The sequence below is a fragment of the Cognatilysobacter lacus genome, assembly GCF_008274655.1.
GTDB classification, from domain to species: domain Bacteria; phylum Pseudomonadota; class Gammaproteobacteria; order Xanthomonadales; family Xanthomonadaceae; genus Cognatilysobacter; species Cognatilysobacter lacus.
This window is the reverse complement of the sequence record NZ_VTRV01000087.1, coordinates 1-11,338: the sequence shown is the minus strand read 5'-3', so window position 1 is coordinate 11,338 and position 11,338 is coordinate 1. Positions and strand designations below refer to the sequence as shown.

Sequence of the window (11,338 nt, the reverse complement as noted above, 5' to 3'; positions counted from 1 at the left end):
CCGTGCTGCGCGAGGGCGACAGCGTGCTGGTCGATGCAGGCGCCACCGAGGACAAGCTGCTCGCGCCGGTGCACGCGGCCGATCGCTGGCCACATGACGGCCCGCATCTGGATGCGCCACTGCGCGCGCTCGCCGCGGGCGACGAGCTGTTGATCAACGATCGCGTGCTGCAGGTGCGCGGCGTGACCAACATGCATCCGCGCTTCCCGCCGCGCCCGCTGGTCTACATGACCCGCGGCACGGCGTTGCGCGTGCTGCCCTACGAACGCCGCGACACCACCTTCGTGCTGGTGCGCGCGATGCCCGGCACCGACACCGCGGCGCTGGCCAGTCGAATTGCCGCGCGCACCGGATTGCGCGCGCGCGCGTCGTCCGACTTCCAGGGCGACACCGTGCGCTGGTACCTGCTCAATTCCGAGGATGTCGGCGACATCAGCGCGATGCTGATCCTCGCGATGACGATGGGGCTGAGCGTCAGCGGGATCATGTTCTACCTGTTCACCCATGACCGTCGACGCGATTACGCGGTGTTGCGCGCGATGGGCCTGGCGCCGCGGGCGCTGTCGGCGATGGTGGTGGTGCAGGCGCTCACCGCGGCGGCGATCGGCGCCGGCCTGGGGCTGGGTCTTTGCGGGCTCGCGGGCGAAGTCGCGATGCGGCACGGCTTTCCGTTCCGCATGCTGGTGTGGACGCCGCTGGCAGGGCTCGCCGCGGTGCTGATCGTGGCGATCGCGGGCACGCTCGTCAGCCTGGTGCCCGTGCGGCGGCTGCAGCCGGCCGAAGTTTTCGCGCTGCGCTGACGGGCGGGTGCACGGCCCCAGCGCGACCCCTTGCACGGATACGCAGCGGAATCAACGGCTTGCCGGATCGACGCCGACCCACGACGATGCGCCGATGGCCGCTGCAACGATTGCGCCTGACCTTCGCCGGTTCGTCGCCGCCAGGATCCACTCGGTGCCGATGCTCGAAGCGCTGCTCCTGCTGCGCTCGCGCGCGGATGGCTGGTCGCGTCGCGAGCTGGCCGCGCGCCTGTACCTGCCCGACACGCGCGTCGATGGCCTGGTGCGCGAGCTCTGCCGCGAACGGCTGGCGCAGGTCGACGACGATCGCGTGCGCTATGCACCGGTCGACGCCGGCAGCTCGACGCTGGTCGACGAACTGGCGACGACGTACGGCCGGCATGTGGTCGCGGTGACCGAACTCATCCATTCCGGGCTGGAGCGCAAGGCCCGCGACTTCGCCGATGCTTTCGTCCTGCGGAGGGACGAGTGAACGCCACGATCTACTCACTCTGCGCACTGGCCGCGATGCTGTGCGCGATCCTCCTCGGTCTCGGCGCCCGGCGGGTGCGCTCGCGCATGCTGGTCTGGAGCGCGATCTGCTTCGCGCTGCTGGCGGCGGCCAATATCGTGCTCGTTCTGGATTTCGTGGTGTTCCCGGGGCTGGCCCTGTGGCCGGTGCGGCAGGGGCTTTCGCTGCTGGCGGTGGGCAGCCTGGTCTACGGCCTGATCGTCGAGGAACGCTGACGTGCAACTGTTCCTGCTCGGCATGATCTGCATGGGCTCCGCGGTGGCGGGGCTGTTGTTCGTGCGCTTCTGGCGCACCGGCCGCGACCGCCTGTTCCTGTGGTTCGCGGCGGCGTTCTTCCTCGAGTCGGTCAATCGCGCGGTGTTCGCATGGGAGGGCGCGCGCGATGAGGCGACTGCGCCGTACCTCGTCGCGCGGCTGGTGTTCTTCCTGCTGATCCTGGTCGGCATCATCGACAAGAACCTTCGCAGCCGGCGCCCGCCGGGCTAGCGTGGCCCCGGCGGTTCACAGCCGTTCGCGCGGCTGTCAGTCCTGTCCGTTCAACCAGAAGTACACGAGCGCGACGACCAGCGCGGCCGTCACCGCGAGCGCAATCTTGATCCAGCTGTAGGGCCGCCGCCCGGCGATGGTTCCGGTGTAACCGTTGACCAGCACCTGGAACGCGCGTCGGCCGTACGTGTAGCTCACCAGCCATACCGGCACCAGCACGTGCTTGAAGGTGCGGCCCCGGTACGTCGACTGCACCTGCAGGTTGCGATAGGTGTCACCGGGAACCTGCTGCGCGCAGAGTTCGCGCAGCGCGCTCTCCATCTCGGCCATGTTGAGTTGGGCCGCCTGGCGCAGGTCGACCTGGTAACGCTCCACCGTCCAGCCACGCACGAATTCCGGCGCGTAGGGCTTCAGGTCGGTGGTGGTCGGGAATGGCTCGATCTCTTCCAGCAGGTCGCGCTGCGCGCCTTCGCTGCCGGGCACCAGGTCGTCGTCGAAGAAGTGATCGAGTTCACCCGACGCGGGTTTCCAATCCGTGTGTTGCACCTGGCGGGTGCGCGTCTGGCCGTTCTGCGTATAGGTCTCGGTCGTGTAGTAGTGGGTGCCGGACTCCGCCGTCCATTCGGCGTGCACCTGCGCGTCGAACGTCCAGTAGGGCAGGTACACGCCGTGCAACGTATCGGTGAGCGCGGCACGCTTGAGCCGGTTGGGCGCGAACCAGCGCGACCCGTACCAGCGGCGAATCGATTCGCGCACCTGCGGCTCCGGAATGCAGAACGGCAGCAGGCTCTGCGGCGTGATCGCCTCCTTCAACGCCGCGTACGGCACGATCGCAGGCGATCCGCAGAAGGCGCAGCGGTCGGCGACCTTGTCGGCCTCGAACACGCTGATCGCGCGGCAACTCTGGCACTGCACTTCGCGGCGCGCGTCGCCGTAACCGCGCCCGCCGTCGTCCGCCTTGGCCAATGCCTGCGCGAGGTCGAGCTCGGCGATCCCGCCGGCCGCCGCGGCGTCGGGTTGCCACGGCGCAACGGTGCCGCAGTACGGGCATACGAGCGCGCGCTTGGCGGCGTTCCATTGCAGGTCGCCGCCGCATTCGGGGCAGGCGCGCTTGTCGAGCGTGGCGGCCGGTTCGATCGCGGCGGTTTCCGTCATGTCGATCAGCCGCGCAGGTACTCGTCGAGCGATGCGCGCCCGATCCGCCACGCACTGCCGATCTTGCGTCCCTTGAGCTCGCCCTTCTCGAGCGTGTCGATCACGTCCTCCACCGACACCCCGAGCGCCTGCGCAGCCTGCTCGGGCGTGAGCACGTCGAGCACCGGCGCGGTCGCGGATGCAGTGGAAGGCGCCGCACCCGGCGGCGGCGGCGTGGCGGTCGTGGATGCCATGCCCTGCGCCATCTGCTGCGCCATCGCGAAGCCGATCGCCATCTCCGCCGGCGCCGCGGCCACGCTGCCGCCGCCCTGGCCCATCGCACCGGCCATCTGGAACTTCACGTAGTCGTTGAGGTTGCCGACCGCGGCCATGCCCGAACGCTTGTCGATCGCCTGCTCGACTTCCTGCGGCACCGACACGTTCTCGACCACGAACGCGGTGATCTCGATGCCGTACTTGCCCTGCATGATCGGGTTCACGACCGGCAGCAACGCGTCGCCCAGCTCGCTGTAGCGGGTGGCGATGTCGAGTGCGGGGACCTTCGCGGTGGCGAGCGCCTCGGTGAACACGCTGACGATGCGCGAACGCATGGTGTCGGCGAACTCGTCCAGGCGGAAATTCTGGTCGGTGCCGGCGACCTCGCGCAGGAACTTCGGCGGGTCGACGATGCGGAAGTCGTAGGTGCCGAACGCGCGCAGCCGTACCAGGCCGAAGTCGGCGTCGCGCATCATCACCGGGTTCGACGTGCCCCACTTGTTGCCGGTGAACAACCGCGTGTTGAGGAAGTAGACATCGCACTTGAACGGCGACTCGAAGCCATACTTCCAGCCGAGGATGCGCGAGAGGATCGGGATGTTCCGCGTCGACAGCGTGAACGGCTGGCCACCGCTGTGCTGGAACAGGTCGGCGAACTGCCCGGCGGCGACGAACTGCACGGCCTGGCCTTCGCGCACGATGAGCTGCGCGCCGTTCTTGATCTCGCGGTCTTCGTCGGGAAACCGCCACGCCAGCGTGTCGCGGGAGTCGTCGGTCCATTCGATGACCTCGATGGCCTGGCCCTTGATGAAATCCAGCACGCCCATGTCCCGCTCCTGTCGCGATCCGGCGCGAGCTGCGCCACGCGCCGATTCTAGACACGGCCGCTGGCGGCGGCGCAGTGTCGTTGGGCCCCCCGGCCGCATCGGTGCGGCCGGTTGGCGGACGCGGGCGCGGTCGCCAACCGCCGCGCTGCCGCCGCTCGCACCGCGGCCTTTTTGCCCCGCCCCGGGCGAACCGCGACAATGGCCGGCCCGGCGATGCCCGCATCGCCCGCCCCCGACGCGAGTGCCCAATGTCCGACACCCCGAAGATCCTCTACACGCTCACCGACGAAGCCCCGTACCTCGCCACGCAGTCGCTGCTGCCGATCGTGGAGGCCTTCGCCGGCGCGGCCGGGATCGCGGTGGAGACCCGCGACATCTCACTCGCCGCGCGCATCCTCGCGCAGTTCCCGAGAGAACTCGGCGACAAGGCGGTCAGCGACGACCTTGCGGAACTCGGCGCGCTGGCGACCACGCCGGAAGCCAACATCATCAAGCTGCCGAACATCTCGGCGTCCGTGCCGCAGCTGCGCGCCGCGATCCGCGAGCTGCAGGCGCACGGCTACGCGCTGCCGGATTACCCGGAAGAGCCGGCTAACGATGTCGAGCGCGACGTCAAGGCGCGCTACGACCGCGTCAAGGGCAGCGCGGTGAACCCCGTGCTGCGCGAAGGCAATTCCGACCGCCGCGCGCCGGCCTCGGTCAAGGCTTACGCACGCAAGCATCCGCATCGCATGGGCGCCTGGTCGAAGGATTCGAAGACGCACGTCGCGCACATGGACGACGGCGATTTCTACGGCAGCGAGACGTCGACGACGGTCGCAGCGCCCACCCGCGTCCGCATCGAGTTCGTGGGCGCCAACGGCAGCTCGCAGATCCTCAAGGCGCCGTTCGCGCTGCAGGCGGGCGAAGTCATCGACACCGCCGCGATGAACACCACCAAGCTCGCGCGCTTCATCGACGCGCAGATCGACGATGCGAAGGCGCAGGGCGTGCTGTTCTCGTTGCACCTGAAGGCGACGATGATGAAGGTGTCCGACCCGATCATGTTCGGCGTCGCGGTCAATCGCTTCTATGGCGAGGCGCTGGACAAGCACCGCGACGCGCTCGAGCGAATCGGCTTCGACGCCAACAACGGCATCGGTGATCTCTACGCACGCATGGCCCAGCTCGACGAGCCGACGCGCCTGGCCATCGAGAACGACCTGCAGGCCGTGTACGACACGCGCCCGGGCGTGGCGATGGTGAATTCCGACAAGGGCATCACCAACCTGCACGTGCCGAGCGACGTGATCGTCGACGCGTCGATGCCGGCGATGATCCGCGACAGCGGCGGCATGTGGAACGCCGACGGCAAGCTGCAGGACACCAAGGCGGTGATCCCGGACCGCAGCTATGCCGGCATCTACCAGGCGGTGGTCGAGGACTGCAAGGCGAACGGCGCGTTCGACCCGGCGACGATGGGTTCGGTGCCCAACGTCGGCCTGATGGCGCAGAAGGCCGAGGAATACGGCTCGCACGACAAGACCTTCCAGCTCCCGGCGGCCGGCCGCGTGCGCGTGGTCGACGACGCCGGCAACGTGTTGCTGTCGCAGGACGTGCAGGCCGGCGACATCTTCCGCATGTGCCAGACCAAGGACGCGCCGATCCGTGACTGGGTGCAGCTCGCGGTCAACCGCGCGCGCCTGTCCGGCACGCCCGCGGTGTTCTGGCTGGACGCCAACCGCGCGCACGACGCGCAGCTGATCGCGAAGGTCGAGACGTACCTGAAGGATTTCGACACCGCGGGGCTCGACATCCGCATCCTGTCGCCGGTCGACGCGATGAAGTTCTCGCTCGAGCGCATTCGCCGCGGCGAGGACACCATCTCCGTCACCGGCAACGTGCTGCGCGACTACCTCACCGACCTGTTCCCGATCATGGAGCTCGGCACCAGCGCAAAGATGCTGTCGATCGTGCCGCTGATGGCAGGCGGCGGACTGTTCGAGACCGGCGCGGGCGGCAGTGCGCCCAAGCACGTGCAGCAGTTCACCGAAGAGAACTACCTGCGCTGGGATTCGCTCGGCGAGTTCCTCGCGCTCGCGGCCTCGCTGGAACACCTCGCCAACCGCTACGGCAACCCGCGCGCGCAGATCCTTGCCGACACGCTGGACCGTGCGAACGCGCAGATCCTCGACAACGACCGCGGCCCGGCGCGCAAGGTCGGTGGCCTCGACAATCGCGGCAGCCACTTCTACCTGGCGCAGTACTGGGCGCAGGCATTGGCCGACCAGACGCAGGACAGCGAACTCGCCGCGCGCTTCGCGCCCGTGGCGAAGGCGCTGACGGAAAACGAGGCGACGATCCTGCGCGAGCTGGTCGACGTGCAGGGCCACAGCGTCGACATCGGCGGCTACTTCCAGCCCGACCTTCGCAAGGTCGCCGCGGCGATGCGTCCGAGTAACACGCTCAACGCGGTGATCGACGGCCTGCGCGGCTGACGCCCCGCCGGGCGGGACGACGCGTCCCGCCCGGCACCGCCCTCACTCGAAGAAGTATTCCTCGAAGTACTGGTCGACCGTAGCGGTCAGTTCGTCCGGTGCCGTATCGCCGTCGACGGCGGGTGCGGGTGCGGGTGCGGTGGCGAGCCTGCGCTGGATCCACTGCCACGCGGCGTGGCGATCGAGCACGCGGTGCAGCCCGGTGGCGGTTTCCAGTTCGAGTCCGTTGCCGTGCATGGGTGCTCTCCCTTTGATGGGCACGACATTGCCTGCCGCGCATGACAGGCCGATGGACGCCGCATGTCGGTTTCGCGGCGGCCGTGCGGTACGCCACGTTCGATGCCGGCTGGTTAAGCTCGGCACATCCCCCGACCGTGGAGCCGCCATGCGCCCGATCCTGCTCGCCGCCGTCCTGACCTCCACGCTGCTGCTCGGCGCCTGCGCAACCGCGCCCTCGTCCGACCGTCCGTCGATGGCTGGCAACGGGTTGGGTGCCGCGCTCGACGACGCCATCGCTGGCAGCTGGCGCACGCCCGCCAACGTGGCGCGCGACCGCTATCGCCATCCGAAGCAGACGCTTGCCTTCTTCGGCGTGCGCAGCGACCAGACGGTGATCGAGATCATGCCGCCGCCGGGCTGGTACGCCGAGATCCTCGCGCCCTACCTGCGCGAGAACGGCCACTACATCGCGGCGGTGGTCGACCCGGCCTCGCAGTCGAACGACAAGGCGCGCAACTACTACGCCGGCAACCGCGACGAGCTGCAGCGCAGGTTCGATGCCGATCCCGCGCACTTCGACCGCGCGCGCATCGTCGGCTTCGATCCGAAGAACCCGGTATTCGGCCCGTCGAATTCGGCCGACGTGGTGCTGACCTTCCGCAACGTGCACAACTGGCGCATGGCGGGCACCGCACCCGGCATGTTCAAGGGATTCTTCGACGTGCTGAAGCCGGGCGGCGTGCTCGGGCTGGTGGAACACCGCGCGAAAGCCGACGTCGCCGACGACGACAAGACCGGTTACGTCGGCCAGGCGCAGGTGATCGCGATGGCGCAGGCCGCCGGTTTCTTGTTCGACGGCAGCAGCGAGGTCAACGCCAACCCGCTCGACACCAAGGACTATCCCGGTGGCGTGTGGACCCTGCCGCCCACCAACCAGCACGATGCGAAGGACGACGCGAAGTACAAGGCGATCGGCGAAAGCGATCGCATGACGCTGCGCTTCGTGAAGCCCCGTGGCTGACACGGAGACGCGCGACATCGCGCGCGCGAGGCGGGCCGCCGCCTGACCGGAAGCGCGCCCGTATCGACCCGATGCTGATTGCATTCAACAAACCCTATGGCGTGCTCTGCCAGTTCACCGACCGCGGCACGCCGCCGCGGCCGACGCTCGCCGGCTTCGGCCTGCCGGCGGGCGTGTACCCGGCTGGACGGCTCGACCACGACAGCGAGGGCCTGTTGCTGCTCACCGACGACGGCGGCCTCGCGCATCGGCTGACCGATCCGCGACACAAGCTGCCCAAGACCTACTGGGTGCAGGTCGAGGGCGATCCACAACCGGCGCAGTTGGCCGCGCTGCGCGCCGGTGTCGTGCTCAACGACGGCCCGACGCGCCCCGCGCAGGCGCGCGTGCTGGCGCCGCCGGCGTTGTGGCCGCGCGATCCGCCGGTGCGGTTTCGAAAGAGCGTGCCCGACGCCTGGCTGGAAATCGCGATCAGCGAAGGGCGCAATCGACAGGTGCGCCGGATGACCGCAGCGGTCGGCCTGCCGACGCTGCGACTGGTGCGCGTGGGCATCGGTCCGCATCGGCTCGACACGCTCGCTCCGGGCGCCTGGCGCGACGTGACGGCGGCGGTGCGGTGAACCGTTCACCCTAGCTGAATAGGGCGCACGGCATAAGCGAAGGGCCGTCTGCTAAGGTCGACGATTCCTGAACGCGTCACGGACGACGCATGATCGCGAGGACGAATGGGCACCAACACGGGCACCGCCGCGAAGATCCTGGTCGTCGATGACCAACCGGCGAACCTGCGCGTGGTCGGCATGCTGTTGTCGCGGCAGGGCTACCAGGTGGTGACCGCCGACAACGGCCCGAAAGCGCTCGAAATATGCGAGAGCGATCCGCCTGACCTCGTGTTGCTCGACATGATGATGCCGGGCATGGACGGCTTCCAGGTGCTGGAGGAAATGCGTGCCGGTGCCGCGCCGCCGAGCCTGCCCGTGGTGTTCGTCACCGCTGCGCAGGATCGCGACCTGCTGCTGCGCGCGTTCGATGCCGGCGCGGTCGACTACGTCACCAAGCCGTTCCTCCCGGAAGAACTGCTCGCGCGCGTGTCCGCGCACGTCGGCCTCAAGCTCACGCGCGATCGCCTCGAGCGCGTCGCCCGCGAACGCCAGGAGCTGGTCAACCTCGTCGCGCACGACCTCAAGAACCCGTTGTCGTCGGTGCTGTTCGCCAGCGAGATGCTGATCACGGGCGCGACGAAGCCCGAGCGCGTGCCGCGCTACATGGCGATGATCCATGAGAGCGCGACCGACGCGCTCGGCTACATCCGCCAGTACCTCGAGAGCGCCGGTCGCCGTGAGGAACCGATAGAGCAGACCGCGTCGCTCTCCGAGACGATCGACTGGCTGGTGCAGCGCTACGAGTACCAGCTCGAGGCGCGCGGCATCCGCGTGGTGGTGCAGCGCCCTGCGCAGGATGTGCACGTGCGCATCGACGAGCGCGTGTTGCGGCAGGTGAGCGAAAACCTGATCACCAACGCGATGAAATACGCGCCGGAAAGCGAGCTGACGATCGCCGGCCAGCCGGGCGCGCCCGGTTACTGGCAGCTGACGGTCAGCGACCGCGGCCCGGGTATCCCCGCATCGAAGCAGCGCGAGCTGTTCAAGCCATTCGTGCGCCTGCACGAAGGCGACGATGGCATCTCGACCGGCCTCGGCCTGTCACTCGCCAAGCAGATCGTGCAGAAGGCCGGCGGCCAGCTCTGGTACGAGGATCGCAAGAGCGGCGGCGCGCGCTTCGTGATCGAGTTGCCGAAGGCGCCCTGACCAAACGCCCGGCGCGCGAGTGCGTCGCGCTCGCAAAAATGCCGCCGAAGCCGGCGGCATTTCAGGGTCGGCCCGGGCCGACCATCCCGTTGTTACTCAGTGCTCGGTACGCGGCTCGGTGGTCGCTGCCGTGCGGCGCGAGCGCGTGCTGGCGCGCTTGGTGCCGGCGGTCGCGCGCTTGGTGCGCGTGCGACGGCCTTCCTTGTCGCCATCACGCACTTCGATGCGGCGCGCGCTGCCTTCCAGCGCCTCGCCCCTGCCGCTCTCGGCGCGCGCTGCGCGGCGACGCGCGGCGTACCAGAGCAGCCCGGCGCCCGCGAGGGCGGCGGTGAACACGATCGGATTGCGACGTACGACCTTCATGCCGACTCTCGTCGCGCCCTTGAGCGCGCCGAGCTTGGCGCCGGCGTCCAGCCAATCGGTGGCGCGCGGTGCGAAATCGCGCAGCCTGTCACCCGCATGGCTGGCCAGGTCGAGCGCGCGTTCGGGCAGTAGATCCAACTTGCTCATGTCGGTGGTCCTTCAGTGAATCCGAGCGACAGTGTTGGCGCGCAACCGTCGAAACAGTGTGAGCGGGTCCCGGCTGGCGGCTGAACGCCCAAGCGGCGGCGTCAGGCGGTCCCGGGGTTTGCGTGGATCCGGTGCATCGAACGCGGCCGACGCACCGTCCATGGTTCGGGACTGCATCGCGGGCACGCGGCTCGATTGCACCGCCTGCCCATCTACGTCCCGCGCGGCTTCGCCCTGTGCGTCGCCTTCGCGGTCCACGGATCGTCCGGCCACGGATGCTTCGGGTAGCGGCCCTTCATTTCCTTCTTCACTTCCGGGTAGGTGCGTTCCCAGAAGCCGCGCAGGTCGCGCGTGACCTGCAGCGGCCGGCCCGCCGGCGACAGCAGGTGCAGCGTGAGCGGCACGCGGCCATCGGCGATGCGCGGGGTGTCGGCGAGACCGAACAGTTCCTGCAGCTTGACCGCGAGCACCGGCCATTGCGGCGTGCCGTCGGCATCGACCGCATAGGTGATCGCCCGCTCCATGCCCGAGGGCACCGCGATGCGCGTCGGCGCCAGCGCGTCGATGCGTTGCCGGGTTGCCCAGTCGACCTGCGACTTCAGCGCTTCACCGAATGCCTGCTCGTCCAGCGCATCGAGGCGTGTCTTCCCGGCGAGCGCAGGCTTGAGCCATGTGTCGAGCGTGGCGAGTAGCGAGTCGTCCGACAGCTGCGGCAACGCGTCCGCAAGCGCCGGCAACCAGCCGCGCAGGCTGCGCACGCGCTCGCGCCACTGGCGCAGGCTGTCGGTCCACGGCAGTGCGTCGATGCCGAGCTGGCGCACCGCGTCGACCAGCGCATCGGCAAAGCGCGACGGATCGGGACGCGGCAGCGGCTTCGATTCGAGCACGATGCGGTCGAAGCGTCGCTCACGCACCGCGATGATGGCGCGCGCGTTCGCATCCCAAGCGACGCGATCCTCCGTGACCAGTCGCGACGGGAAATCGCGCTCGAGCCGCGCCTGGTCGAAGGGGGCGGCCTGCAGGATGCGCGCATCGCGCAGCTCGTCGCGCAGTTCGTTGACCACCAACCATGGCTCGCCGCGCAGCAGCGACTCGTCGAGCAGCCGTACGGTGCGGCCGGTCGCAAGCTGGTAACGAAGCGCGTCGGTCGGATGGCGGTGCGCGATGCGATCGGGGAAAGCGTGCAACAGCACGTCGCCGAGTGCGTGCGCGGCCGCGTGCGACGGCGGTGCGCCGTCGAGCCGCAGGCGGCGGCGCCACTGGCGCGCC

At 69.1% G+C, this 11,338-nt stretch carries 13 protein-coding genes; 8 read left to right on the top strand and 5 right to left on the bottom strand.

Going from position 1 to position 11,338, the window contains the following annotated elements; all coding sequences use genetic code 11:
• The 4 genes from FW784_RS08960 to FW784_RS08945 all read left to right on the top strand — a co-directional run.
• Nucleotides 1–800 (top strand): FtsX-like permease family protein (locus tag FW784_RS08960; RefSeq protein ID WP_149353006.1); only part of this gene is annotated, 800 nt, incomplete at its 5' end.
• A 94-nt stretch (nucleotides 801–894) separates the two neighbouring features.
• Complete coding sequence (locus FW784_RS08955; protein WP_149353005.1) at nucleotides 895–1,272, top strand: hypothetical protein; 378 nt, start codon at nucleotides 895–897, stop codon at nucleotides 1,270–1,272.
• Nucleotides 1,269–1,526, top strand: coding sequence for a DUF5985 family protein (locus FW784_RS08950; RefSeq protein ID WP_205123589.1), 258 nt, complete (start codon nucleotides 1,269–1,271; stop codon nucleotides 1,524–1,526). The genes FW784_RS08955 and FW784_RS08950 overlap by 4 nt, the downstream gene beginning before the upstream one ends.
• Before the next feature lies 1 nt (nucleotide 1,527).
• Entirely contained in the window at nucleotides 1,528–1,797 is a 270-nt protein-coding gene (locus tag FW784_RS08945; protein ID WP_205123588.1) for a DUF5985 family protein, read from the top strand.
• Nucleotides 1,798–1,833: 36 nt separating this feature from the next.
• Here FW784_RS08945 and FW784_RS08940 read toward each other — a convergent pair whose 3' ends face one another.
• Both FW784_RS08940 and FW784_RS08935 read right to left on the bottom strand, forming a co-directional pair.
• Complete coding sequence (locus FW784_RS08940; protein WP_149353004.1) at nucleotides 1,834–2,952, bottom strand: zinc ribbon domain-containing protein; 1,119 nt, start codon at nucleotides 2,950–2,952, stop codon at nucleotides 1,834–1,836.
• A gap of 5 nt (nucleotides 2,953–2,957) precedes the next feature.
• Nucleotides 2,958–4,034, bottom strand: a complete 1,077-nt coding sequence (locus FW784_RS08935; protein WP_149353003.1) for an SPFH and helix-turn-helix domain-containing protein — start codon at nucleotides 4,032–4,034, stop codon at nucleotides 2,958–2,960.
• Nucleotides 4,035–4,282: 248 nt separating this feature from the next.
• Here FW784_RS08935 and FW784_RS08930 point away from each other — a divergent pair, with 248 nt between their 5' ends.
• Nucleotides 4,283–6,511: an NADP-dependent isocitrate dehydrogenase gene (locus FW784_RS08930; protein WP_149353002.1), complete on the top strand. Its 2,229-nt coding sequence runs from the start codon at nucleotides 4,283–4,285 to the stop codon at nucleotides 6,509–6,511.
• 42 nt (nucleotides 6,512–6,553) lie between these two features.
• Here FW784_RS08930 and FW784_RS08925 read toward each other — a convergent pair whose 3' ends face one another.
• The gene (locus FW784_RS08925; protein ID WP_149353001.1) at nucleotides 6,554–6,748 is read right to left on the bottom strand and encodes a hypothetical protein; all 195 of its coding nucleotides are present in this window, start codon (nucleotides 6,746–6,748) and stop codon (nucleotides 6,554–6,556) included.
• A 148-nt stretch (nucleotides 6,749–6,896) separates the two neighbouring features.
• Here FW784_RS08925 and FW784_RS08920 point away from each other — a divergent pair, with 148 nt between their 5' ends.
• From FW784_RS08920 to FW784_RS08910, 3 genes are all read left to right on the top strand, one after another.
• The gene (locus FW784_RS08920) at nucleotides 6,897–7,751 is read left to right on the top strand and encodes a class I SAM-dependent methyltransferase (RefSeq protein WP_149353000.1); all 855 of its coding nucleotides are present in this window, start codon (nucleotides 6,897–6,899) and stop codon (nucleotides 7,749–7,751) included.
• A gap of 71 nt (nucleotides 7,752–7,822) precedes the next feature.
• Nucleotides 7,823–8,371 carry a pseudouridine synthase gene (locus tag FW784_RS08915; RefSeq protein WP_149352999.1) on the top strand — a complete coding sequence of 183 codons (549 nt, stop codon included), beginning with the start codon at nucleotides 7,823–7,825 and terminating at the stop codon, nucleotides 8,369–8,371.
• Nucleotides 8,372–8,476: 105 nt separating this feature from the next.
• Nucleotides 8,477–9,559 (top strand): hybrid sensor histidine kinase/response regulator, encoded by a 1,083-nt coding sequence (locus FW784_RS08910; protein WP_149352998.1) that lies wholly within the window; start codon nucleotides 8,477–8,479, stop codon nucleotides 9,557–9,559.
• 96 nt (nucleotides 9,560–9,655) lie between these two features.
• Here FW784_RS08910 and FW784_RS08905 read toward each other — a convergent pair whose 3' ends face one another.
• Together FW784_RS08905 and FW784_RS08900 are read right to left on the bottom strand one after the other, a co-directional pair.
• A complete protein-coding gene (locus FW784_RS08905; protein WP_149352997.1) occupies nucleotides 9,656–10,069 on the bottom strand; it encodes a hypothetical protein in 414 nt (137 codons plus the stop codon).
• 212 nt (nucleotides 10,070–10,281) lie between these two features.
• Nucleotides 10,282–11,338: ATP-dependent helicase C-terminal domain-containing protein (locus tag FW784_RS08900; protein WP_328592720.1), on the bottom strand; the 1,057-nt coding region annotated here is incomplete at its 5' end.